At 38.4% G+C, this 24564-nt stretch carries 21 protein-coding genes, 2 pseudogenes and 1 riboswitch; of the genes and pseudogenes, 19 read left to right on the forward strand and 4 right to left on the reverse strand.

The window, feature by feature from the left end:
* Nucleotides 1-77 precede the first annotated feature (77 nt).
* From guaC to AT575_RS03235, 3 genes are all read left to right on the forward strand, one after another.
* Nucleotides 78-1061: a GMP reductase gene (gene guaC, locus AT575_RS03225; protein ID WP_102777130.1), complete on the forward strand. Its 984-nt coding sequence runs from the start codon at nt 78-80 to the stop codon at nt 1059-1061.
* A gap of 43 nt (nt 1062-1104) precedes the next feature.
* Nucleotides 1105-1200, forward strand: a riboswitch (purine riboswitch).
* 82 nt (nt 1201-1282) lie between these two features.
* Nucleotides 1283-1864: a xanthine phosphoribosyltransferase gene (locus tag AT575_RS03230; RefSeq protein ID WP_102777131.1), complete on the forward strand. Its 582-nt coding sequence runs from the start codon at nt 1283-1285 to the stop codon at nt 1862-1864.
* Nucleotides 1864-3135: a nucleobase:cation symporter-2 family protein gene (locus AT575_RS03235; RefSeq protein WP_102777132.1), complete on the forward strand. Its 1272-nt coding sequence runs from the start codon at nt 1864-1866 to the stop codon at nt 3133-3135. Before AT575_RS03230 ends, AT575_RS03235 begins: the two co-directional genes overlap by 1 nt.
* Before the next feature lie 86 nt (nt 3136-3221).
* Here the strand turns inward: AT575_RS03235 and AT575_RS03240 are convergent, their stop codons facing one another.
* Entirely contained in the window at nt 3222-4163 is a 942-nt protein-coding gene (locus tag AT575_RS03240) for an FAD:protein FMN transferase (protein WP_102777133.1), read from the reverse strand.
* Nucleotides 4164-4216: 53 nt separating this feature from the next.
* On the reverse strand, nt 4217-4402 hold the full coding sequence (locus AT575_RS03245; RefSeq protein WP_071793194.1) for a 4-oxalocrotonate tautomerase: 186 nt from the start codon (nt 4400-4402) through the stop codon (nt 4217-4219).
* A gap of 202 nt (nt 4403-4604) precedes the next feature.
* Here AT575_RS03245 and AT575_RS03250 point away from each other — a divergent pair, with 202 nt between their 5' ends.
* From AT575_RS03250 to AT575_RS10750, 9 genes and pseudogenes are all read left to right on the forward strand, one after another.
* Complete coding sequence (locus AT575_RS03250) at nt 4605-5183, forward strand: thymidine kinase (RefSeq protein WP_102777134.1); 579 nt, start codon at nt 4605-4607, stop codon at nt 5181-5183.
* Between the two features lie 17 nt (nt 5184-5200).
* Nucleotides 5201-6280 carry a peptide chain release factor 1 gene (gene prfA / locus AT575_RS03255; RefSeq protein WP_102777135.1) on the forward strand — a complete coding sequence of 360 codons (1080 nt, stop codon included), beginning with the start codon at nt 5201-5203 and terminating at the stop codon, nt 6278-6280.
* Entirely contained in the window at nt 6280-7116 is an 837-nt protein-coding gene (gene prmC / locus AT575_RS03260) for a peptide chain release factor N(5)-glutamine methyltransferase (protein ID WP_102777136.1), read from the forward strand. Before prfA ends, prmC begins: the two co-directional genes overlap by 1 nt.
* Nucleotides 7103-7696 (forward strand): L-threonylcarbamoyladenylate synthase, encoded by a 594-nt coding sequence (locus AT575_RS03265; protein ID WP_102777137.1) that lies wholly within the window; start codon nt 7103-7105, stop codon nt 7694-7696. Before prmC ends, AT575_RS03265 begins: the two co-directional genes overlap by 14 nt.
* Nucleotides 7697-7727: 31 nt before the next feature.
* On the forward strand, nt 7728-8984 hold the full coding sequence (glyA, locus tag AT575_RS03270; RefSeq protein WP_102777138.1) for a serine hydroxymethyltransferase: 1257 nt from the start codon (nt 7728-7730) through the stop codon (nt 8982-8984).
* Nucleotides 8985-8987: 3 nt separating this feature from the next.
* Nucleotides 8988-9965, forward strand: a complete 978-nt coding sequence (locus tag AT575_RS03275) for a nucleoid-associated protein (protein WP_102777139.1) — start codon at nt 8988-8990, stop codon at nt 9963-9965.
* A complete protein-coding gene (locus AT575_RS03280; protein ID WP_102777140.1) occupies nt 9966-10568 on the forward strand; it encodes a lysozyme family protein in 603 nt (200 codons plus the stop codon). It begins immediately after the preceding gene.
* Nucleotides 10569-10877: 309 nt separating this feature from the next.
* A complete protein-coding gene (nox, locus tag AT575_RS03285; RefSeq protein WP_102777141.1) occupies nt 10878-12245 on the forward strand; it encodes a H2O-forming NADH oxidase in 1368 nt (455 codons plus the stop codon).
* A 70-nt stretch (nt 12246-12315) separates the two neighbouring features.
* Nucleotides 12316-12848 (forward strand): annotated as a pseudogene (locus tag AT575_RS10750) (dihydrofolate reductase family protein).
* Between the two features lie 56 nt (nt 12849-12904).
* Here AT575_RS10750 and AT575_RS03295 read toward each other — a convergent pair.
* Complete coding sequence (locus AT575_RS03295; protein ID WP_102777142.1) at nt 12905-13888, reverse strand: L-lactate dehydrogenase; 984 nt, start codon at nt 13886-13888, stop codon at nt 12905-12907.
* 191 nt (nt 13889-14079) lie between these two features.
* Between AT575_RS03295 and gyrA the strand changes: the two genes are divergently transcribed.
* The 6 genes and pseudogenes from gyrA (at nt 14080) to AT575_RS10760 (ending at nt 22575) form a co-directional block, all read left to right on the forward strand.
* Nucleotides 14080-16593 (forward strand): DNA gyrase subunit A, encoded by a 2514-nt coding sequence (gene gyrA / locus AT575_RS03300; RefSeq protein ID WP_102777143.1) that lies wholly within the window; start codon nt 14080-14082, stop codon nt 16591-16593.
* 2 nt (nt 16594-16595) lie between these two features.
* Entirely contained in the window at nt 16596-17342 is a 747-nt protein-coding gene (locus AT575_RS03305; RefSeq protein ID WP_102777144.1) for a class A sortase, read from the forward strand.
* Nucleotides 17343-17402: 60 nt separating this feature from the next.
* Nucleotides 17403-17816, forward strand: a complete 414-nt coding sequence (gene gloA2 / locus AT575_RS03310) for an SMU1112c/YaeR family gloxylase I-like metalloprotein (RefSeq protein WP_102777145.1) — start codon at nt 17403-17405, stop codon at nt 17814-17816.
* 153 nt (nt 17817-17969) lie between these two features.
* On the forward strand, nt 17970-18926 hold the full coding sequence (locus tag AT575_RS03315) for a DUF1002 domain-containing protein (protein WP_102777146.1): 957 nt from the start codon (nt 17970-17972) through the stop codon (nt 18924-18926).
* Between the two features lie 266 nt (nt 18927-19192).
* Complete coding sequence (locus tag AT575_RS03320; RefSeq protein ID WP_102777147.1) at nt 19193-20125, forward strand: metal ABC transporter solute-binding protein, Zn/Mn family; 933 nt, start codon at nt 19193-19195, stop codon at nt 20123-20125.
* 9 nt (nt 20126-20134) lie between these two features.
* Nucleotides 20135-22575: pseudogene (locus AT575_RS10760) on the forward strand (pneumococcal-type histidine triad protein).
* A 90-nt stretch (nt 22576-22665) separates the two neighbouring features.
* On the opposite strand, the gene AT575_RS03330 reads toward AT575_RS10760, so the two are convergent.
* Nucleotides 22666-23388 (reverse strand): DUF554 domain-containing protein, encoded by a 723-nt coding sequence (locus AT575_RS03330; protein ID WP_102777148.1) that lies wholly within the window; start codon nt 23386-23388, stop codon nt 22666-22668.
* A 435-nt stretch (nt 23389-23823) separates the two neighbouring features.
* On the opposite strand from AT575_RS03330, the gene AT575_RS03335 reads away from it, so the two are divergent.
* Entirely contained in the window at nt 23824-24537 is a 714-nt protein-coding gene (locus tag AT575_RS03335; RefSeq protein ID WP_102777149.1) for a GntR family transcriptional regulator, read from the forward strand.
* The last annotated feature ends 27 nt before the right edge of the window (nt 24538-24564 follow it).

The raw sequence follows: 24564 nt of genomic DNA on the forward strand, positions 1-24564 counted from the left end.
TATCTAGAGATTATAGGAAGGTCATTTTAACTAAAGAATGGAAGCATATTCCATGGTCTTTTAAAAGGAGAATCCCTATGTTTAATGACATGCCTGTTTTTGATTACGAAGATATTCAATTAATTCCTAATAAGTGTATTATTAATAGCCGGTCAGAAGCAGATACTAGTGTCAAACTTGGTAACTATAGCTTTAAATTACCAGTTATCCCTGCTAATATGCAAACTATTATTGATGAAGATATTGCTGAGCAATTAGCAAAAGATGGTTATTTCTACATCATGCATCGTTTTGATGAAGCAAGCCGTAAGCCATTTATCAAACGGATGCATGAGCAAAACTTAATAGCTTCGATTTCTGTTGGTGTTAAAGATTATGAATATGATTTTGTCACATCTTTAAAAGAAGATGCGCCAGAATTTATCACTATAGATATCGCTCATGGCCATGCTAATAGTGTTATTGATATGATTAAGCACATCAAAAAAGAATTACCAGAAACATTTGTTATTGCTGGTAATGTTGGGACACCAGAAGCTGTTCGTGAATTAGAAAACGCTGGTGCAGATGCTACGAAAGTTGGCATTGGTCCAGGTAAAGTATGTATTACAAAAGTAAAAACTGGTTTTGGTACAGGTGGATGGCAATTAGCTGCCTTACGCTGGTGTGCTAAAGCAGCTCGTAAACCAATAATTGCTGATGGTGGTATTCGTACCCACGGTGACATTGCTAAATCCATTCGATTTGGTGCAAGCATGGTTATGATTGGTTCTTTATTTGCAGGTCACTTGGAAAGTCCTGGTAAATTGGTCGAAATCGATGGCAAAACTTTCAAAGAGTATTATGGTTCTGCCTCTGAATACCAAAAAGGTGAGCACAAAAATGTTGAAGGTAAGAAAATTCTTTTACCGACAAAAGGACATTTGGCTGATACACTAACAGAGATGAGACAAGACTTACAATCGTCAATTTCTTATGCAGGTGGCAAAGATTTAGATGGATTACGTCGTGTTGACTATGTTATTGTTAAAAATTCTATTTGGAATGGTGATTCCATCTAAAAGAGTCTTGAAATATAAAAAATTAGTGATAAACTAGTTTTTATAAAAAATTTAATAAACTACTTATTTATACTGTGAATTGGCGCAGTGTTTCTACAAGACACCGTAATGTCTAACAATAAGTAAGCGAAAGCTTGCTTGGTATTTATACCTTGCAAAATAGGAGGGGTAGTGTCTTCTTATTTTGCAGCAGGCTTTTTTTATTTTTGAAAGAGGTAGCCATGAAATTATTGGAAGAACGCATCCTTAAAGATGGTAACATTTTAGGGGAAAACATCTTAAAAGTTGACAATTTTTTAACTCACCAAGTGGATTTCCAGCTTATGCAAGACATTGGCCAGGTATTTGCTGATGCTTATGCTCAGGCAGGCATTACAAAAGTCGTCACTATTGAAGCATCTGGTATTGCTCCAGCACTTTACAGTGCACAAGCTCTCAATGTCCCAATGATCTTTGCTAAAAAGCATAAGAACATTACTATGACCGAAGGAATTTTAACCGCTGAAGTCTACTCATTTACTAAGCAGGTTACAAGTACTGTTTCAATTGCTAGCAAATTTCTGACAAAAGAAGATAAGGTATTGATTATTGATGACTTTTTGGCAAATGGCCAAGCAGCAAAAGGCTTAATCGAAATAATCAATCAAGCTGGTGCACAAGTAGTTGGTGTCGGCATTGTCATTGAAAAATCATTTCAAGATGGTCGTCAAGTATTGGAAGACATGGGAGTTCAAGTCACATCTCTTGCCCGCATTAAGAATTTCGAAAATGGACAATTAAACTTTATGGAGGCTGACGCATAATGGCATCACAAGAACAACATTCACATTCACAATCAGCAGTATTAGGCTTACAACACCTCTTATCAATGTATGCTGGTTCGATTTTAGTACCCATCATGATAGCTGGTGCCATCGGTTATTCAGCCAAAGAATTAACCTACTTAATTTCAACTGATATCTTTATGTGTGGTGTCGCAACTTTCTTGCAGCTCCAATTAAATAAATATTTTGGTGTTGGCTTACCAGTTGTCCTAGGCTGTGCTTTTCAATCTGTTGCTCCATTATCAATCATTGGAACAAAACAAGGTTCTGGTGCCATGTTTGGTGCCTTAATTGCCTCAGGTATTTTCGTTATCCTGATTGCAGGTGTTTTTTCTAAAATCGCTCGTTTCTTCCCAGCTATCGTAACAGGTTCTGTTATCACAACCATCGGACTTTCTCTAATTCCAGTTGCTATGGGGAATATGGGGAATAATACACCAAAACCAACTTTGCAAAGTCTGATTCTAGCTATGCTTACTATTTTCATTATTTTAGCAGTTCAAAAATTTGCAACTGGCTTTATTAAATCAATCGCAATTTTAATCGGATTAGTATCAGGAACTATTATCGCAGCATTAATGGGCGTTGTTGATACAGCAGCTGTAAGCAATGCACCATGGGTTCACGTTCCAACACCTTTCTACTTTGGTGCTCCTAAGTTTGAGATTACTTCAATTGTCATGATGTGTATTATTGCCATCGTTTCAATGGTAGAATCAACTGGTGTTTATTTAGCCTTATCAGATATTACAGGTGACAAATTAGATAGTCAACGTCTCCGTAACGGATATCGTGCAGAAGGTATGGCCGTTTTACTTGGTGGTATCTTTAACACCTTCCCTTATACTGGTTTCTCACAAAATGTTGGTTTAGTACGTCTTTCAGGTATTAAAACACGTCGCCCAATTTACTATACAGCTGGTTTCCTAGTATTTATCGGTTTGTTACCTAAATTTGGTGCTATGGCTCAAATTATACCTAACCCAGTCCTTGGTGGCGCAATGTTAGTCCTTTTTGGTATGGTAGCTCTTCAAGGGATGCAAATGCTTAATCGTGTTGATTTTGTTAATAACGAAGCTAACTTTATTATTGCAGCAGTTTCTATTTCAGCAGGTGTTGGTTTTAACGGAACAAACTTATTTGCCAGTTTACCAACAACTGCTAATATGTTCTTAACAAATGGAATTGTTATTGCAACGGTTACAGCAGTAGTTCTTAATTTAATCTTTAACGGCAGCAAAAAGGATTAATCCAAATTAGTTGAAAGACTCGTAAGAGTCTTTTTAGATAAAAACACCTCTGAACAGTATGATTCAGAGGTGTTTCTTGTTTCTAATTAAGCTTGGTAAGTAAAGGTAAAACGATTTTTTAAACCATTTGTGATAGCAACTCGTTTATCCTGAGTCACAATAATCCCTTCAATGTCAGGGTGCTGGTTAATAAGCTTATAGACAGTCATGCTATCTAAACCAAATAAACGAGTTGTCCAGACTTCGCAATCTAGGGATGAATCAGCGACAATAGTTAAACTGGCCATGTCTGTTTCAATGGGCAATCCTGTTTCTCGGTTGAAGATGTGGTGATATTCCTTGTCGTCAACTTTAAGTCGTCTTTCATAGATACCAGAAGTGACAACAGACTGGTTTGAAACTTTGAGGATACCTAAGTTGTGTCCACGTTCTTTTTCGGGTTCCTGGATACCAATATAGTAGAGACCGTCTGGTCTTTTATGATTGTTACCGTGGACTAAGACGTTACCGCCAAGATTAATCAAGGCAGTTTCGATACCATCTTTTATTAAATAGTCCATTATCTTATCAGCAATGTAGCCTTTGGCTAAAGCGCCTAAGTCAATTTTCATTCCCTCTTCCGCAAGAAAAATAGATTGATTTGTCGGATCAATGTCAATCTTACTGGCATCGGTCAAACTTAATTTCTCAGTAATTTCTTGCTGACTTGGAACTTTTGCATCAGAGAAACCTATACGCCAAGTTTGAACTAAGGGGCCAATAGCAATATTTAAATTACTTGGTTGAGCTAAGCTATGAGTTTTACCAATTTGAATTAGTTCGAACAAATCTGGGTGAACTCTAACAGCTTGCTTTCCAGCAGCAAGATTAATTGCCATCAGTTCGGAATCCATGTCGTTGGCACTAAAACGGTTTTTGTAGATTTCAAAGAGTTGACAGACTTTTTCCATTTGTTTGGATGCAGTAGCCGACTTAATCTGGACATCAATGATGGTACCCATCATATGTAACTGTTTAGTGAGAAACATATCTGAGCTCCTTTCTCTCTATAGAAAAAAGGGTCAAATTCTTTTGACCCAAATTAATTTTTCTTTTTCATTTCGCCGGCAGGGAAATAGCTTCCTTCAGGCATATCGTTAATCATCACGTGGATGTTTTCTTTTGGGGCTTGGGCAATTCGTGAGACAAGTTCAGTAACTTCACGGGCCAATTCATTTTTTTGTTCTTGGCTACGGCCCTCAAATAAATCAATTGTAACAAATGGCATTTTCTTTTATCTCCTTGTATTTTTCTATATTTTACCACTTTATTCATTAAATGCATAGAAAAATTATATAAAAATATAAAAAAATATAAATTGTATAATATGTTGTAATCCTTTGCTGACTAATAAAGGGCAATTGTCATCGCAAAATAGGCATTTTTGTGGTAGAATAGTTAAGATAAAAAAAGAAGGTAGGAACCCCAGTTTGGCTCAATTATACTATAAATATGGGACGATGAATTCTGGAAAATCCATTGAAATATTAAAAGTAGCACATAATTACGAAGAACAAAATAAACCTGTTGTTATTATGACAAGTGCTCTAGATACTCGGGACGGCTTTGGTGTAGTATCTAGTCGGATTGGTATGAAAAGAGAAGCGATACCCATTTCAGATGATATGGATATTTTTACTTATATCGATGCTTTGGATACCAGACCTTATTGTGTTTTGATTGATGAATGTCAATTTCTGAGTAAGAAAAACGTCTATGATTTAGCTCGTGTCGTTGATGAGTTACATGTTCCAGTCATGGCCTTTGGTTTGAAGAATGATTTCCAAAATCATTTATTTGAGGGTTCAGAGCAACTCTTACTTTTAGCTGATAAAATCGATGAGATCAAAACTATTTGTCAATATTGTAGTAAAAAAGCCATTATGCAGTTACGGATGAAAGATGGCAGACCTATCTATGAAGGTGAACAAATTCAAATTGGTGGTAATGAAACTTACATTCCAGTATGTCGCAAACATTATTTTCATCCACCACTTGACCAAGATTAAGGAGAAGCAAGCCTAGTATGAATATTTATGATCAGTTACAATCCCTTGAAGACCGCTATGAAGAATTAGGTGAATTGCTGAGTGACCCAGATGTGGTTTCCGACACTAAGCGCTTCATGGAATTATCTAAAGAAGAAGCTAATACCCGCGAAACAGTTGCTACTTACCGTCAGTATAAGGATATTATTCAGTCAATCGCTGACGCAGAGGAGATGATTAAAGATTCTGGCGGTGATGCTGAAATAGAAGAGATGGCTAAAGAGGAGCTAAAAGAATCAAAAGCTACTAAAGATGAATACGAGGAAAAATTGAAGATTCTTCTCTTACCCAAGGACCCAAATGATGATAAAAATATTATCTTGGAAATTCGTGGGGCAGCTGGTGGTGATGAAGCTGCACTTTTTGCCGGCGATTTACTGGATATGTACCAACGCTTTGCAGAAAGCCAAGGCTGGCGCTTTGAAGTTATGGAAGCATCCTACAATGGTGTTGGTGGTATCAAAGAAGTCGTAGCTATGGTATCAGGACAATCCGTCTATTCAAAATTAAAATATGAATCAGGCGCACACCGTGTCCAACGTGTTCCTGTAACTGAAAGCCAAGGTCGTGTCCATACCTCAACTGCAACAGTATTAGTGATGCCAGAAATCGAAGATGTAGAATATGAAATTGACCCTAAAGATTTACGGGTTGACATCTATCATGCATCCGGTGCTGGTGGACAGAACGTCAATAAAGTAGCAACAGCCGTACGGATGGTCCATCTGCCAACCAATATAAAAGTTGAAATGCAGGAAGAACGGACACAACAAAAGAACCGTGATAAAGCCATGAAAATTATTCGTGCCCGTGTTGCTGATCACTTCGCCCAAATTGCCCAAGACGAGCAAGATGCCGAACGGAAATCAACAGTCGGGACAGGTGACCGTTCTGAACGGATTAGAACCTATAACTTCCCACAAAACCGTGTCACTGATCACCGCATCGGATTAACTCTGCAAAAATTAGATACCATTTTATCAGGTAAAATGGATGAAGTCGTTGATGCCTTGATTATGTATGACCAAACTCAGAAATTGGAAACATTAAATAAATAATGAATTATGCCAGTCAACTAGCAGCCTACGAAGAAGCTTTAGTGAAAGTAGGTGAAGATGCCGAAAATATTTCTTATGTTTTTAGAGAATTAAAGGGGTGGGGTCTGATGGACTTCATCCAACATCAAAATAAAGAAGTCACCGAGACTGATTACGCACTGATGCAAAACATCATGGACCAGTTACTTGCTGGTCGCTCACCACAATACATTACTGGCAAAGCCTACTTCTGGGATTTGATTCTGACAGTTAATGAAGCTGTATTAATCCCACGGCCGGAAACAGAGGAACTGGTGGAATTGATCCTTGCGGAGAACCAGGCAGAAAAATTAAATGTTCTGGATATTGGAACTGGTAGCGGGGCTATTGCCATTGCCCTCAAAAAAGCCAGACCCAGTTGGACAGTAACAGCCTCAGACATTTCGCCAGAAGCCTTGGAAGTCGCCAAACAAAATGCCAAGGTCAACGGGGCAGAAATTGACTTTACCCAGTCCGACGTTTTTAGTTCTATTTCAGGAAAGTCTGATATCATTGTCTCCAATCCCCCTTATATTGCTTATGAGGACAAGGAGGAAGTGGGACGCAATGTCTTGATTTCAGAGCCTCATTTAGCCCTTTTTGCTGAGGAGAATGGCCTAGCGATCTACCGAGCAATCCTTGAGCAAGCTAGTAACTACCTGAAAGAAAATGGGAAAATTTACTTCGAAATAGGTTACAAACAGGGGCCAGACCTGTCACAACTGGTAGAATCCACCTTCCCAGACAGAAGGCTGCGCATTCTCAAAGATTATTATGGAAAGGATAGAATGGTGATTATCGATCATGGAACGCTTTAAAGCCATCATTGAAGAAGGTGGTGCCTTAGTACTGCCAACAGAAACGGTTTACGGCCTTTTTGCCAAAGCCTTAGATGAGGAAGCTGTTAATCAGGTTTATGCTCTCAAGAAGAGACCGCGTGATAAGGCGATGAATTTAAATGTTGCTGATTATCAGTCTATTCTAGACTATTCCAAGGACCAACCTTCCTACCTAAAAGATTTATTTGATGCCTTTTTACCAGGACCACTAACTATTATTTTAAAGGCTAATGATCAAGTGCCAGCTTGGATTAATTCTGGCAAGGATACTGTAGGCTTTCGCTTACCCAACCACCCAATTACTGCTCAACTGATTCGCTTAACGGGTCCCCTGATTGGGCCATCAGCCAATATTTCTGGTAATGAAAGTGGTCGCAACTACAAAGCCATTATGGACGCCTTTGGCCAGCAGGTTACAGGTTTCGAAGACGACCAGGCTCTCACCGGTCAGGATTCTACGATTATTGATTTATCCGGACCTAAAGCCAAAGTCCTCAGACAAGGGGCCATTACGGTTGCTGATATTCAAAACAAGGTTGCTGGGATTTCTTTTGAATAAGAAAGCCCCTTATAAATAAAGGAGATTTATTATGATTTTTGATAGAGATGATTATCAAGCGTTTGACCAAGAACTATGGGATGCTATCCATGCTGAAGAAGAACGACAAGAACACAATATTGAATTGATTGCTTCTGAAAATGTGGTTTCTAAAGCTGTCATGAAAGCTCAAGGTTCTCTTTTAACCAATAAATATGCTGAAGGTTATCCAGGTAAACGTTATTACGGTGGAACTGAATGTGTTGATGTGGTTGAGAACTTGGCTATCGAACGTGCTAAGGAAATTTTTGGGGCTAAGTTTGCCAATGTTCAGGCACATTCAGGTAGTCAAGCCAATGCAGCTGCCTATATGGCTTTGATTCAAGCTGGAGATACAGTACTCGGTATGGATTTGGCAGCAGGAGGCCATTTAACCCACGGGTCACCAGTTAATTTCTCAGGAAAAACTTACAATTTTGTTGGTTATTCAGTTGATCCAGAAACAGAAATGCTAGACTATGATGCGATTTTAGAACAGGCTAAAGAAGTCCAACCTAAACTTATCGTTGCGGGTGCTTCAGCCTATTCTCGCACCATCGATTTTGCCAAATTCCGTGAGATTGCTGACCAAGTTGGTGCTTACCTTATGGTTGATATGGCTCATATTGCGGGCTTGGTGGCGGCAGACCTTCATCCAAGCCCAATCCCTTACGCAGATGTCACAACCTCTACAACGCATAAAACCTTGCGTGGGCCGCGCGGTGGCTTGATTTTAACCAATGATGAAGAATTGGCTAAAAAAATTAACTCTGCCATTTTCCCAGGCCTTCAAGGTGGTCCATTAGAACACGTCATTGCTGCAAAAGCCGTTTCTTTCAAAGAAGCCTTAGACCCTGCCTTTAAAGTTTATGCTCAAAACATTATCGACAATACCAAAGCTATGGCTGATGTCTTCGCCAAAGATGACAGATTCCGTCTGATTTCTGGTGGCACAGACAACCACGTCTTTCTTGTTGATGTGACCAAGGTTATTGAAAGTGGTAAATTAGCACAAAACCTCTTGGATGAGGTGAATATTACCCTCAACAAAAACTCAATCCCATTTGAAACCTTATCACCATTCAAAACTTCAGGTATCCGTATTGGTTGTGCAGCCATTACTAGCCGTGGTATGGGTGTTGAGGAAAGTAAAGCCATTGCCAACTTAATTATTAAAGCTTTGGTTAACCATGACGATGCGGCTGTACTTGACCAAGTTCGTCAAGAAGTGCGTGCCATCACTGATAGATTCCCATTATACGAAAAATAACCCATGTTAGATATTTATATACGTAAACTATACATTCACCAATTTTCACCCAGTGACACTGAATTATTACTTGCTGAAAGTGAGGTGACCATTACCCCACGACTTGATGAATACTTCAGAAAAAAACTAGCTAAGGTTTTCTCGGAAGATGCAAAGCGGGGCCAATTCACTGCTGATAACGATTTTCTCAGCATGATTTCTGAAGATTACTTAGAAAGCAGCAAAGCCATTGCGCAAGCATGGAAGGAAGCTTTTGTCATTTCGGAAGATCAGAAGACCAATGATTTGGTCTTCCTTGCTTTTGAGAAGGATGGACTGCCATATTTTGCCTTTCTCCGTTTAACCTTGAAAGAGGCCTTTGCCCACACCAACAATAGTCAGGATAATCCTTTTAGTATTACCCAGAATAACCTTCCAAGTGCGGCTCAGGCGCCGGATGAGGCTTTGGTCATCAATTTGGAGACTCATGATTATTATTTGATTGAAAAAAGGGTCAAACACAATGGTAGCTTTGCCAATTATTTCTCGGAGACCTTGCTCAAGGTGCAACCGCAGCAGTCCGTGAAAAAATCCATTAAAACCATTGAACAAACCGCGCAAAAGATCGCTGAGAACTTCAATCAGGATGATTTTGCTTTCCAATCAAAAATGAAGTCTGCCATTTCCAAAAATTTGGAAGAGGGGGACCATTTGTCGCCAGAACAACTGGCTGATCAATTATTCGATAATAATTTAACAGCTCGTTTAACCTTCGTCGACCAGGTCAAAGATGCTATTCCAGAACCCATTAAAATTTCCGATATTGACCATTCCCGTCAATTGAAGAAATTAGAAAGCCAAAAATTATCCCTTTCTAATGGGATTGAATTAACAGTTCCAAATGCCGTCTATCAGGATGCTGATTCTGTTGAATTCATTATGAATGACGATGGGACTTATTCCATTCTAATCAAAAATATTGAGGATATAAAAAATAAATAAATGTTTAAATTTATCAAGCGCGTTGTTTTCTTTGTCTTTCTGATTTTTTGCCTTTTTCAGGTCTATATTACCCATCAGAACGTCAAAAACGTTATGCGCTATCAAGAGATGGTTGAGAAGACATTAGCAGCCAATGATACCAAAGCCAATGTTGATTTAATTTTGGCCATGATATATACAGAGACCAAGGGTGGATCAGCCGATGTCATGCAGTCCAGTGAAAGTAGTAGTGGAACAACCAACTCGATTACAGATAGTCAAGTTTCCATTCAACATGGCATCAAGTTAGTTTCTAAGAACTTACAATTGGCTGAAGAAATGGGCGTTGATTCGTGGACTGCCATTCAGGCTTATAACTTTGGCACACCTTATATCAAATACGTGGCTCAAAATGGTGGTGAGAATACTATTGAATTAGCTAAAACTTATTCGCGAGAAGTAGTAGCACCTAGCTTAGGGAATACTACTGGTGAGACTTATATTTATTATCATCCTCTTGCCATCATTTCTGGTGGTCAACTCTATAAAAACGGTGGTAATTTTTACTATTCTCGCCAAGTGGCCTTTAACTTATATCTCATTAAATTCTTCTCAATGTTTTAAAATAATTAAAATGTGTAACACTTCTGAAACTTTTTAGAAGTGTTTTTTTATATTTCTGTAACAAGTTCGGAAATTCACAATAATTCATAAAGATAATTACTTAAAGTTTGAGAAATCACAAACATTTGTTTTTTTAAGATCCTGATAAATGCGATGGTTGGAAAAAAAGGCCGTACATTAGGCTTTTTAAACATTTTAATTTTTGTGATGTTATAAACAATCTGTGAGCAAATTCTTTGGAAGCGATTTATTGCTATGCTATAATCAAGACCTAAACAAAAATATTGTGAAAGAAGGAACAAAATATATATGTCTAAAATCGTTGTTGTCGGAACAAACCATGCTGGAACTGCAGCTATCAAAACCATGCTTTCAAATTATGGATTAGAAAATGAGATTGTTACTTTTGATCAAAACTCAAATATTTCTTTCCTAGGTTGTGGTATGGCTCTCTGGATTGGAGAACAAATTGATGGCCCTGAAGGACTCTTTTATTCTGATAAAGAAGAGTTGGAAGCAATGGGGGCTAAAGTCTATATGGAGTCACCAGTTTTATCGATTGACTATGATAAAAAAGAAGTGACAGCCCTTGTTGAAGGTAAGGAACATGTTGAGTCTTATGACAAATTAATTCTTGCTACTGGTTCACAGCCTATCATTCCCCCAATTAAGGGTGTGGAACTTGTTGAAGGGTCACGTGAGTTCAAAGCAACTTTAGAGAATTTGCAATTTGTTAAACTCTACCAAAACTCTGCAGAGGTTATTGCGAAGCTAGAAAAACCAGGCATTAACCGTGTTGCCGTTGTAGGTGCGGGCTACATTGGTGTTGAGCTTGCGGAAGCTTTCCAACGTAAAGGGAAAGAAGTTATCCTTGTCGATATTGCCGACACATGTATGGGTGGCTACTACGATCGTGATTTCACTGATATGATGAGTAAAAATCTTGAAGACCATGGTATTCAATTAGCCTTTGGTCAGGCTGTTCAAGCTGTTGAGGGTAATGGTAAAGTTGAGCGCCTCATTACTGATAAAGACAGTTTTGATGTCGATATGGTCATCATGGCTGTCGGTTTCAAACCAAACACTGGCTTAGGGAATGGTCGTCTTGAAACGCTACCAAATGGTGCTTGGATTGTTGATAAAAAACAAGAAACTAGCATGAAAGATGTTTATGCTATCGGAGACTGTGCCACTATCTTTGATAATGCCCGTCAAGATGTTAACTACATCGCATTAGCTTCAAATGCTGTTCGTACTGGGATTGTAGCCGCACATAATGCATGTGGTCATGAATTAGAAGGTGCCGGTGTACAAGGTTCTAATGGAATTTCCATTTACGGATTGAAGATGGTCTCAACAGGATTAACACTTGAGAAAGCAAAAGCTGCTGGTTTCAATGCTGCTGAAACTGGTTTTAATGACTTACAAAAACCTGAATTCATTAAAGAAAATAACCATGAAGTGGCAATTAAAATTGTTTATGACAAAGAGAGTCGCGTTGTTTTAGGATGTCAAATGGTTTCTTATGAAGATGTCTCAATGGGAATTCATATGTTCTCACTAGCCATTCAAGAAAAAGTAACAATTGAGAAACTCTCTCTAATGGATATCTTCTTCTTGCCACACTTTAACAAGCCATACAACTACATTACGATGGCTGCTTTAGGAGCAGAATAAGCTAACTTTTCTGAGCATTAATGTATAATAAAAAGTGCCTCTCAAATAGTGGCACTTTTTAGGAGGAAAAATGAGAAAAGTTGTATTAAATATTGCTATGAGTCTAGATGGCTATATTGCACGAGAAGATGGCAGCTACGATTGGATTGAAGGACAAGGCACAGATGCATTTGACAGCACCAAACAATTTGACAATCCGTCCTTCTTTAATTCTTGTGACACCGTTATTATGGGCCGTAAATCACTTGACGATTGCCTCTAGAATTAATAGATGGTTATCAAGATAAAAAGTTCTACGTGGCCTCTAGGCAAAATTTAAGCTCTCCATATCCCAATGTCTTTTTCACTAAGGAAATTGTTGGCACTCTTAAGCAATTAAAAGCAGAAAAAGGTGGCCCAATTTGGATTTTTGGAGGTGCAGGACTCGTCCATACCTTGATTGAAGCAGACTTGATAGACCATTACATTATTGGTATCATTCCAACTATCTTAGGTCAGGGGCGCCCATTGTTTACAGGTAACAGCCAAGAACACAAATTACAACTGATAGAATCCACCGTTACAGATGGCATAGCCATGCTCAGGTATGATCAACGTCAATAAAAAAGAGACCTGACGGTCTCTTTTTTATTTTTAGGATTTTTTATTGGTTAACGAGTTTAGTTTTTAGCTGCAGAAGCGAATTCTTCTTTAGCAAATGCTTCGTCGATAATTTCTTTCAATTGTTTAGCAGAGGCTTGCATTTTTTGCAATTCAGCATCATTCAATGGGATATTTACCGGACGAACCACACCGTAGGCACCAACGATCGCAGGTTGTCCAATGTAGCAATCTGTAACACCTTCATATTGGCCTTCTTGGAAGACTGAAAGTGGAAGAACGGCATTTTCATCATCAAGGATAGCTTTAGTAATACGAGCAAGGGCTACGGCGATACCGTAAAAAGTTGCACCTTTTTTGTTGATGATTGAGTAAGCAGCATCGCGAACTGATACGAAGATGTCTAATAAGCCTTCTTCGTCAATGTCGCGGTTGTCTTGTAACCATTGTTCAAGTTTAACACCTGCAACATTAGCGTGTGACCAAACGGCAAATTCTGAGTCTCCATGTTCACCCATAATATAGGCATGGACTGAACGAGCATCAACACCAATTTTATCAGATAATGCTTGACGGAAACGTGCTGAGTCAAGTGAAGTACCAGAACCGATAACACGTTCTTTAGGGAATCCTGAGAATTTCCAAGTTGAATAAGTTAAGACATCAACTGGGTTAGCAGCAACTAAAAAGATACCATTGAAGCCAGAAGCCACAATTTGTGAGACAACTTCTTTGTTGATGCGAAGGTTTTTCTCAACAAGGTCCAAGCGTGTTTCACCTGGTTTTTGAGGAGCACCAGCTGTTAATACGACAAGATCAGCATCGTGACAGTCAGAGTATTCAGCAGCATAAATTTTCTTTGGAGAAGTGAAGGCAAGTGCGTGGCTTAAATCTTCCGCATCACCTTGTGTTTTTTCCTTGAAAATATCAATTATACCAAGCTCTTGTGCAATATTTTGGGTTACTAATGCAAAAGCATAAGATGAACCTACGGCACCGTCGCCGACTAAGATAACTTTTTTGTGTTGTTTAGTTACAGTCATGTCTAAACATCTCCTTATTTTTTTTGTGGGCTCCTTGCCCATACAATTCAATTTTAGCACTTTGTGAATAGTTTGTCACTCAAATCACTAAAAAAATGAAAATAGTTTTCTGACAGCGGTTCCACAGTGAAAAAATATGGAATTTATGATATAATATACAAGAGTTTGACTAGAAAAGGAGCATTCCTTAAATGCAAGATAGAAATCTAATTGACGTCAATCTGACAAGTGAAATGAAAACATCTTTCATTGACTATGCCATGAGCGTTATCGTCGCTCGGGCCTTGCCAGATGTTCGTGACGGTTTAAAACCAGTTCATCGTCGGATTCTGTACGGAATGAACGAATTAGGGGTAACCCCTGACAAACCCCATAAAAAATCTGCCCGTATCACCGGTGATGTCATGGGTAAATACCACCCTCATGGCGATTCGTCAATCTATGAAGCAATGGTACGGATGGCTCAATGGTGGTCATACCGCCACATGTTAGTTGACGGCCATGGGAACTTCGGTTCTATGGATGGCGATGGTGCCGCTGCCCAGCGTTACACTGAAGCCCGCATGAGTAAAATTGCTCTTGAACTATTAAGAGATATCAATAAGAATACTGTTGATTTCCAAGAAAACTATGATGGAAGTGAACGTGAGCCTTTAGTTTTACCAGCTCGTTTCCCTAACCTCTTGGTCAATGGTGCAACAGGGATTGCGGTCGGAATGGCGACCAATATTCCACCACATAACTTGGGCGAGTCCATTGACGCGGTCAAAATGGTCATGGAGAACCCAGATTGTACCACTCGAGAATTGATGGAGGTCATTCCTGGACCAGATTTCCCAACAGGAGCATTGGTTATGGGACGGTCTGGTATCCATAGAGCTTATGATACCGGGAAAGGATCAATTGTTCTTCGTTCGCGGACAGAAATTGAAGTCTATAATAAGGATCGTGAACGCATTGTCGTTACAGAATTCCCATATGGCGTTAATAAAACAAAAGTTCATGAACACATTGTTCGTTTAGCCCAAGAAAAACGGATTGAAGGGATTACTGCGGTACGTGATGAATCCAGCCGTGAAGGAGTTCGTTTTGTTATCGAAGTCCGTCGTGATGCTTCAGCTAACGTTATTCTTAATAACTTATTCAAATTAACCAGTCTTCAAACCAACTTTAGCTTTAACATGTTAGCTATTGAAAATGGCGTGCCTAAGATTTTAACCCTTAGACAAATCATTGATAACTATATTCTTCACCAAAAAGAAGTTATCACCCGCCGGACTCAATTTGAAAAAGACAAGGCAGAAGCGCGTGCTCATATTTTAGAGGGCTTGTTAATTGCTTTGGACCACTTAGACGAAGTCATTGCTATTATCCGTAATAGTGAGACAGATGTCATTGCCCAAGCAGAATTGATGACGCGTTTCAACCTATCAGAACGTCAAAGTCAGGCTATCTTAGATATGCGTCTTCGTCGTTTAACAGGTTTGGAAAGAGATAAAATTCAATCTGAATATGATGACTTAGTTGCATTGATTGCTGATTTAGCTGATATCCTTGCTAAGCCAGAACGGGTTAAAGCCATTATCATCGAAGAAATGGATGAAATTAAACGTAAATATGCTGATCCTCGTCGAACTGAATTAATGGTTGGTGAAGTTCTTTCACTTGAAGATGAAGACTTGATTGAAGTAGAAGACGTCTTAATTACTCTTTCTAATAATGGTTACATCAAACGATTAGCTCAAGATGAGTTCCGTGCTCAAAAACGTGGAGGTCGTGGAGTTCAAGGAACAGGCGTCAATGATGATGACTTTGTCAAAGAGCTTGTCTCTACAAGTACACACGACACCTTGTTATTCTTCACCAACAAAGGTCGTGTTTACCGTCTAAAGGCCTATGAAATTCCAGAATATGGCCGGACAGCAAAAGGTTTACCAATTGTTAACCTCTTAAAATTAGAAGAAGAAGAGACTATTCAAACGATTATCAATGCACGAAAAGAAGATATTGAAAACAAATATTTCTTCTTCACTACCCGTCATGGAGTGGTTAAACGGACCAGTGCTTCAGAATTTGGACACATCCGTCAGAACGGCTTGCGTGCCTTGAACCTTAAAGAAGGCGATGAACTGATTAATGTCCTCTTAACTGATGGTTCTGAAGATATTATCATTGGTACCAAGTTTGGTTACTCCGTTCGTTTCCAAGAAGCTGTGGTTCGTAATATGGGCCGTTCAGCAACTGGTGTCAAAGGGGTTACCCTTCGTGATGGCGACTTAGTAGTGGGTGCCTCTCGCATCACTGATCAACAAGAAGTCTTGATTATTACTGAAAAAGGCTACGGTAAACGTACTGCAGCCTCAGAATACCCTACTAAAGGCCGTGGTGGTAAAGGAATTAAAACAGCCAATATCACAGAGAAAAATGGAGCATTGGCAGGCTTAGTTACTGTTTCCGGAGATGAGGACATTATGATTATCACCAATAAAGGGGTAATTATTAGAACTAATATTGCTAATGTCTCACAAACAGGACGTTCAACAATGGGTGTTCGTGTCATGCGTCTAGACCAAGATTCTCAAATTGTTACTTTTGCCTTGGTTGATCCTGAAGAGGAAGAGCCAACCTTAGTAGAAGAACAAGACATAAGCGAAGCAACAAATGCTGACCTTAGCCCTGCTTCAGATCAATCAAGTGAGGACTAAGAATGACAACAAAAAGAAATAAGAAAAAAGGGTCTTCAAGATTACGAAATCTCCTAGCAGTAGTTTTATTGATTATTGGTCTTGGACTCATGTTTAATAAAACCATTCGTAATACCCTGATTGCCTGGAATTCAAACAAATACCAAGTGCAACATGTCTCTAAAAAGACTATTAAGAAAAACAAAGAAGCCAAAAGTTCTTTTGATTTCAAATCCGTAAAAGCCGTATCAACAGATACTGTATTGCAAGCCCAAATGGAAGCACTAAAGCTCCCAGTAATAGGTGGAATAGCAATACCAGAAGTTAGTATTAACCTACCAATTTTTAAAGGTCTTGGAAATACAGAGTTAATCTATGGTGCAGGAACCATGAAAGAAGGCCAAGTCATGGGTGGTGACAATAACTACTCACTTGCCAGTCACCATATCTTTGGTATGGTGGGTTCTTCCCACATGCTCTTTTCTCCCCTAGATCGAGCAAAAGTTGGCATGAAGATTTATGTCACTGATAAAGAAAAAATTTACCAATACGACATTGAATCAGTCCAAACAGTGACACCCGATCGGGTAGATGTCTTAAATGACACGCCAGGAAAAAAAGAAATCACACTGATTACTTGTACCGATGCAGAAGCAACAGCACGTATCTGTGTTAAAGGTGTATTGAAAAAAGAAATGGCCTACAAAGGGGCTCCTGAGTCCGTAATGAAAGCTTTTAATCATTCATACAACCAAGTAGCCATTGAATAAGAAATCAGAAGCTAAGACTTAGTCTTGGCTTCTAAGTCTTTAAAATCACGAGGAGAAAAGATGAAATTAGAAGCAGTCCATCATGTAGCCATCATTGTATCAGATTATGACAAGTCAAAAGACTTTTACGTTAACCAATTAGGATTTGAGATTATCAGAGAAAACCACCGTCCTGAACGCCATGATTATAAATTGGATTTGCGATGTGGTGCCATTGAATTGGAGATTTTTGGTAATTCTCTTAAAGATCCTGACTATCAAGCTCCACCCAAACGTGTAGGACGTCCTGAATTTGACCGAGAAGCTTGTGGACTCCGTCACCTGGCCTTTCGCGTCACCCATATTGAAGACTATATCAAAGAACTTAAGGCTAAAAATATCCCAGTCGAAGACTTACGATACGATGATTACACTGGCGAAAAAATGACCTTCTTTTTTGATCCAGACGGTCTGCCACTTGAATTACATGAATAAAACAAAACCATGACATTTTGTCATGGTTTTGTTGATTTTGTCTTTTCAGTGTAGCAGTTTTTTAACCCTCATTTAAGAAAGGGGTGCTATAATATGAGAACAGATTCAGATAATCTGCTCAAAAAACGAAATAGAAAAGTTTGAGGAAATAAAATGAAATTTAAGAAAAAAATACTTGCTACAGGTCTTGTTCTTGCTAGTGGTTTACTAGTGTCAACAGCTTTTGCAGCTTCAAATGATGTCCAAGGTGTTATTGACGAAGCCTATGTTCAACCTGACTATGTTTTAGGCTATTCACTAGATCAAAGCCAACGTGAGCAAACCTTAAACCTGCTTAATTACAATAGCGGTAAGGATACAAAGGTTAAAACCCTGAATACAGCAGCCTATGCCAAAATCATGAATGTCGCTGATGATGCCAGCATCCAATTGTATTCATCAGTGAAAATTCAGAAGTTAGGAGCTAATGAAGTCCTAAAGGTATCCATTGTCACACCAGAAAACATTACCAAAGTTACACAGGATATGTACCGTAATGCGGCTGTCACCTTAGGGATTTCCCATGCTGATATTAGTATCGCCTCACCGATTAAGGTTACGGGGGAATCGGCCTTAGCTGGTATTTATTACTCTTTAGAAGAAAACGGGGCACAAGTTCCGCAAGAGAACAAAAACTTAGCTCAGGAAGAATTATCAACCCTATCAGACATCAATGCCCAAAACGCTGGTAAAGAAGACTACGATGCCGATAAACTTAATGTGGCCCTAACTGACATCAAAGCAGCAGTGGCCAAAGGTGGTAGTGACTTAAGTAAAGAAGAAGTGCAAAAAATTGTTGACGACACTCTTAAAAACTATGGTTTGACGGATGCTATGTCTTCAGACCAAATCAATCTCATTGTTAACTTTGCCTTTAACTTATCAAATAGTGGGGTTATTTCAAATGCTAACTTTACAGATACCTTAAATTCCCTAAAAGATTCCATCGTTGCTAAATCAGGTTCAACTTTTAAAGACATTAACTTAAACTTTGATTCTGCCAAAGCCCTAGAAACTGGTAAAGGCATTTGGCAACAAATTATTGATTTCTTCCGTTCACTGATTGGCTAAGAATTAAAGATAGAATAGAAAGAGCAGGAAACTGCTCTTTTTTGTGTGCACAATAATGTATCAGTACGAGGTCAGTACTTTGCCCAAAAATTATGATCCAGCTAGGTTTACTTTGGGCTAATAATTGTCTGAATTTTTTAGTTGAAAGATTAAAATTAATTATTTTATCATTTTCTCATTTACCTATTGACAAAAGACTTTTTCAGCTATATACTTAACTGGTTATCTATTTATTAGGTAGACTTAACTTTTTGAAAGGAGCAATTGTGAACCTTAAACGTTTACGACTATTTTTTCTCGGTATTTTAGTCTTTCCCTTGCTGTTAAGCCTATCAGCTTGTCAGTCAAAATCAGACAAGCAAGCAGAAGGACTTCATATTGTTACCTCATTTTATCCCATCTATGCCATGACCAAATATGTCTCAGGAGATTTGAATGACATTAAAATGATTCATTCAAGTTCGGGCATTCATGGCTATGAACCATCAGCCAACGATGTAGCAGCTATCTATGATTCGGATGTCTTTTTCTACCATTCCCATACTTTGGAATCCTGGGCGGGGCAACTGGATGCTAGTGCCCACCACTCTAAGGTAAAAATTATGGAAACCTCTAAAGGATTGTCTTTAGATAAGGTTCAAGGCTTAGAGGACATGGTAGTGGGCAAAGGAATTGATCCAGCTACCTTATATGATCCCCATACCTGGTCTGATCCCATTATGGCAGCCCAGGAAGCCCAAGATATTGCTGATAAGCTCAGCAAATTGGACCCCAAACATAAGGCAGTCTATCAAGAAAATGCCTCAAACTTTACTCAAGAAGCGCGAGCAATTGCCAAAGGCTACAAAGAAAAATTTAAGGGTATCAAAAAGAAAACTTTTGTCACCCAACATACGGCTTTCTCTTACTTAGCTAAACGCTTCGGACTAGTTCAATTGGGGATTTCGGGAATTTCACCAGATCAAGAACCGACTGCTCGACAATTAAAAGAAATTCGTGATTTTATCAAAACCTATAAAGTCAAAACAATTTTTGTGGAGAAGAATGTTTCCCAGAAAATGGCTAAGACGGTGGCTAAATCAACGGGTGCTAAATTAAAAGAATTGAGTCCCTTAGAAGTTGATCCAGGAGAACAGAAGCCATATCTCGATTATGTCTCTGATAACCTTGAGATTTTATATCAGGAATTAAAGAAATAGGAGGAATAAATGAATAAGAAAAAAATGATTGGCGCTGGGGCTGTCCTTGCCTTACTATTTAGTGCCTGTGGCTATGAACTTGGACAATACCAGGCTCATCAAGCTCAAGAAAATTCAGTATCTTATGTGGACGCTGACAAGTCCGGTAAAAATCAGAAGAACCAATTAGCATCTGAAAAGAATCCAGACGACATCAGCAAGGAAGAAGGCATTTCAGCTGAACAAATTGTTGTTAAAATTACTGATAAAGGATATGTTACTTCACACGGCGACCACTATCATTATTATAATGGTAAAGTGCCATTTAATGCTCTCATTAGTGAAGAGCTCTTGATGAAAGATCCTAACTATGTCTTTAAGAAGTCTGATGTGGTTAATGTAGTCAAAGACGGTTACATCATCAAAGTCGATGGTAAATATTACCTTTATCTCAAAGAGGGGAGCAAGAAATCAAACCTAAGAACTAAGGAACAGATTGCTGAACAAGCTGCTAAGGGGGCTAAAGAAGCTGAGAAAAATCGAAATGAATCTGCTTCTGGCAAGGGCTATAAAGCAGCCGGTCATGTCGGAGCTTCTGCACAAGAGATTAAAACGCTAAGAGCCAAGGGCGTTACACGACTGATGATGGTTATATCTTTAATCCAAATGATGTTATTGAAGATACTGGCGATGCCTATATCGTCCCTCATGGAAATCATTTCCATTACATTCCTAAAGGGGAATTATCAGCCAGTGAATTAGGAGCTGCTCAAGCGGTCTGGGCAGCAAAATCAGGCAAATCTTCTGGTCATAAAGGTGGATCAGGCAACAGTAGTAAACCAATTCCTGTTTCCAATGCTGGTAGTTGGACACCAGCACCGACTGGCGGACATCAAAATGCCCCTATTTACTACCCAAGTGTTCCAAACACACCTGTACCTGCTCCACGACACACTGGTGGTCAAGGTTCCAAACCAAATCAACCAGCTCCGTCTCCTGTGGTAGATAAAAATCATGTCTCTTACCAAGATTTGCTTCATCAATTGTATAAGCAACCTGCTAATAAACGTCACCGTGAAGGCGACGGCTTGGTCTTTGACCCTAATACAGTTACCAAATTAACCAGTCGTGGTTACGTTATCCCACACGGTGATCACTGGCACGTGGTTCCGGAAAATCAATTATCACCGCTTGAAATTTATTTGGCAAGGATGCACCTTGCCGGTCAAACTCAGGTTGACAAAGCGACAGCTGAGAAACTTCTTGGCCTTGAAGGGGCTAAAACTCCTGTTACACCGACTCCTGTTGACCACAAGCCTGAATCTCCAAAAGAAAAAGATGGTAAAATTAATCTTTTAGATGGTAAAATCACTAAAACCAAGCAAGGTAAGGATGGCAAGCCATACAGCACAGATGATGGCTACAAGTTCAATATCGACTCGATCAAGTCTTACGACGAGGACGGGATTATTGCTGATCACGAGGGTCATGAGCATTATATTCCATATAGTGAACTAGAAGACAGCGAGTTGAAACAAGTTCAAGACGCTATTAATGCTAAGGATAGTAAGATTGGTAAGGTCGATGACGGACACTTTAGCAAGGAAGAAATTGCTAAGAAACTGCAATACTTGGCTTTACAAAATGGTATTAAAGTAGAACAGCTAAAAGTCACTGGGGACAAAGTTATCATTCCTCATGGCAATCATACCCACACTGCTGAACTAAAAAATATTCCAAGTAAGTTGACCCCTGATCAATTCGAAGATCTAGTGGAATATGAAACTATCATTATGCAGTTGAAAATGGGTAAAGCTAAACAAGATTACAAGACAGAAGACATCATTCGTTCAGGCTCTGAATTGATAATTTATGGAAAAGATGGCTCTACAAAACATGTGCCATTAAACGAAATTAAGTTACCATTGGATTATCAAGAAGTTGATTTCTCTGGTGCTGTAGCGGTGAAAAATCCTAATGACGAAAAACTGGATTATATTTCACGTCAATACAAGGTTCCTAGAACACAATTTATGGTTCTGGGTGATATTGTCTCAGTTCCAGGTAAACCTTCTGTCAGTCTTAACTTAGTCAATATCAATGACCCAATCATCTATACACTTCGTAATGACAAACCTTCTGTGTCAGTTGAAGATAAGGATTTACCAGAAGATGATGTGACAGAAGCTACAGATACTGACACAAGTAAACCAGATGCACCAACTCCAAGCCAACCGGCAGAGGATGTGACTGAGGAAGCAGTCGAAGAAGAAGATCCATATGAAGCTCATCTTCAAGCTCTCGCAAATCAATATGGCTTAACAGTAAAAGACTTCCAAAACCGGATTATGCAATTATCATTCAAATACGGGGTAAGTATGGAGCACATTCAATTTGGAACTTATCTAACTTTCAATGCTAACGGTAAAAGCATGACTTACGATATTATTAATCAAACTTTTGTTAACTAATAACATGATTAAAATCTCTCCTAAAAATATCAAGAAAGGACTACTCCAACTGGAGCAGTCCTTTTAGTGTTTTTGTCATTGTCAAACTGATTAGAAATAAGCTAAGATTGTTGCGAAAATTAATGCTGGTAACATGTTAGCAACGCGCATCTTTTTACCCCAAACAATATTGAGTCCGACACAGAAGATGAGTATAGAGCCGACAAGAGAAATATTTGATAATGCCAAAGTTGTCATAAATGGTTGAACAAGACGAGCTAAAATAGTAATAGTGCCTTGGATGAAGAGAACTGGAATAGCCGAGAAAATTGCACCCTTTCCTAAAGAGGTTGTCAGAACGATTATGATTACAAAGTCTAAAACACTTTTTGTCAGTAAGATGTTAATATTACCTGAAATACCATCTTGTAAAGGACCAATAATAGCCATGGCACCAATTGAAACGGTTAAGGTTGAAGTCACAAAGGCATTGACGAAGTCAGGGTCTTTACTGGAACCAGTTTTTGCTTTGAGCCAATAACCAACCTTATCAAAGTTAGCTTCAATATTTAAAAACTCACCTAGAAGGCTTCCTAAAGAAAGGCAGCCAACAACAAGTAAAGCGTGCTCACTGCTTAAGCCATCATGAGCAATCTTTAACATGCCGGGCATAGCACCAGATATACCAATAAAGAGGACACTAACTCCAGAAGCCATATTAAGACCATCTTGGTGTCTCTCGTTTAAATATTTGCCAAAGAGAACACCAAATACACCCGCTAACAGAATAGCTATAGTATCTATAATAGTTCCCATTCCAATAAAATAGGTCATCTTGCTTAATCCTCCCAAAGCGTCTAAGCTTATTATACAATAGGAGTTTAACTTGTCAATAAAAATTTTAATAATTATTCTAAAATTAAAAAATAAAGATAATTCCCAATAATGTCAAATATTCGAAAAATAGCTATATAATAGGGTTTTATAAAATTGACGAAATAATTATGAATATTCTAATAATGTATAATTAAACAAATAAGAAGGTGGAAAATGGCTAATGATATGGCAAAAAAATACAAAAGAGTCGTAACTTTACAAAAACGCTTACAAATGAAGTGAAAAATGTTATGATAAAACACATATTTTAGAGAAATTCTATTTATAATTTTAGTCCCAAGTTAACTTTTTTATTATAAAGGGCAACTTTACAAATAAGTTTTACCGTGTTAGTTTATAAGAGAGAACTATCTTGTGAATTGGAGAAGATGGATGATACAATATGAACAAATTGCTGAAGATATCAGACGAAAGATTTTAGCCGAATACTATAAACAAGATCAAAAAATTCCGGATCAATTTCAGTTATCAGAAGAATATCAAGTCAGTCGAATGACAATTCAAAAAGCCATAAACCTTTTAAAAATTGAAGGATTTTTATATTCTAAACGAGGGAAAGGTACCTTTGTTTCTTTCCCTACACTCCAACAAGACAAATATGGAACTGATGTGGGCACCATCGTTGGAACCTCAAGCTACTTTTCTCACCAAGGAAAAATGAGCAGCTATATTATTTCATTTGAAGTTCGTTTTCCAGTTCCTGAAGAAATGACAAAATTAAAAATCAGGGCTGACCAAGCAGTCTACGATATTATTAGACTTCGCTATTTGGATGATCAACCATTTCATTTGGAATATTCCATTTATCCAACTCACATCATCAGCAACTTAAATCAAGAAGTACTGGATAAATCTATTTATAAATATATTATTGAAGAACTGGGTTTGCAAATTGGTTCTGGCATAAGACAAATTAGAGCAGACAAACCCGATCAATTTGATCATGATTATTTAGAATGTCAGAAAAATGATCCCGTTCTAGAAATTGAGCAAGTTGTTTTTCTTAAAGATGGCAGACCATTTGAATACTCTCAAACACGTGCTCGCTATGACAAAGCATCTGTAAACTATATTGATTTCAGATAAAAATTTCTTATGTAAAGTCTAAAACTT

The organism is Streptococcus penaeicida (assembly GCF_002887775.1).
GTDB lineage: Bacteria > Bacillota > Bacilli > Lactobacillales > Streptococcaceae > Streptococcus > Streptococcus penaeicida.

What these genes read in the sequence shown, in the direction of transcription:
- guaC (WP_102777130.1), top strand. Translation starts at nt 78, where the DNA reads ATGTTTAATGACATGCCTGTTTTTGATTACGAAGATATTCAATTAATT.
- AT575_RS03230 (WP_102777131.1), top strand. Translation starts at nt 1,283, where the DNA reads ATGAAATTATTGGAAGAACGCATCCTTAAAGATGGTAACATTTTAGGG.
- AT575_RS03235 (WP_102777132.1), top strand. Translation starts at nt 1,864, where the DNA reads ATGGCATCACAAGAACAACATTCACATTCACAATCAGCAGTATTAGGC.
- AT575_RS03240 (WP_102777133.1), bottom strand. Translation starts at nt 4,163, where the DNA reads ATGTTTCTCACTAAACAGTTACATATGATGGGTACCATCATTGATGTC.
- AT575_RS03245 (WP_071793194.1), bottom strand. Translation starts at nt 4,402, where the DNA reads ATGCCATTTGTTACAATTGATTTATTTGAGGGCCGTAGCCAAGAACAA.
- prfA (WP_102777135.1), top strand. Translation starts at nt 5,201, where the DNA reads ATGAATATTTATGATCAGTTACAATCCCTTGAAGACCGCTATGAAGAA.
- prmC (WP_102777136.1), top strand. Translation starts at nt 6,280, where the DNA reads ATGAATTATGCCAGTCAACTAGCAGCCTACGAAGAAGCTTTAGTGAAA.
- AT575_RS03265 (WP_102777137.1), top strand. Translation starts at nt 7,103, where the DNA reads ATGGAACGCTTTAAAGCCATCATTGAAGAAGGTGGTGCCTTAGTACTG.
- glyA (WP_102777138.1), top strand. Translation starts at nt 7,728, where the DNA reads ATGATTTTTGATAGAGATGATTATCAAGCGTTTGACCAAGAACTATGG.
- AT575_RS03275 (WP_102777139.1), top strand. Translation starts at nt 8,988, where the DNA reads ATGTTAGATATTTATATACGTAAACTATACATTCACCAATTTTCACCC.
- AT575_RS03280 (WP_102777140.1), top strand. Translation starts at nt 9,966, where the DNA reads ATGTTTAAATTTATCAAGCGCGTTGTTTTCTTTGTCTTTCTGATTTTT.
- nox (WP_102777141.1), top strand. Translation starts at nt 10,878, where the DNA reads ATGTCTAAAATCGTTGTTGTCGGAACAAACCATGCTGGAACTGCAGCT.
- AT575_RS03295 (WP_102777142.1), bottom strand. Translation starts at nt 13,888, where the DNA reads ATGACTGTAACTAAACAACACAAAAAAGTTATCTTAGTCGGCGACGGT.
- gyrA (WP_102777143.1), top strand. Translation starts at nt 14,080, where the DNA reads ATGCAAGATAGAAATCTAATTGACGTCAATCTGACAAGTGAAATGAAA.
- AT575_RS03305 (WP_102777144.1), top strand. Translation starts at nt 16,596, where the DNA reads ATGACAACAAAAAGAAATAAGAAAAAAGGGTCTTCAAGATTACGAAAT.
- gloA2 (WP_102777145.1), top strand. Translation starts at nt 17,403, where the DNA reads ATGAAATTAGAAGCAGTCCATCATGTAGCCATCATTGTATCAGATTAT.
- AT575_RS03315 (WP_102777146.1), top strand. Translation starts at nt 17,970, where the DNA reads ATGAAATTTAAGAAAAAAATACTTGCTACAGGTCTTGTTCTTGCTAGT.
- AT575_RS03330 (WP_102777148.1), bottom strand. Translation starts at nt 23,388, where the DNA reads ATGACCTATTTTATTGGAATGGGAACTATTATAGATACTATAGCTATT.
- AT575_RS03335 (WP_102777149.1), top strand. Translation starts at nt 23,824, where the DNA reads ATGATACAATATGAACAAATTGCTGAAGATATCAGACGAAAGATTTTA.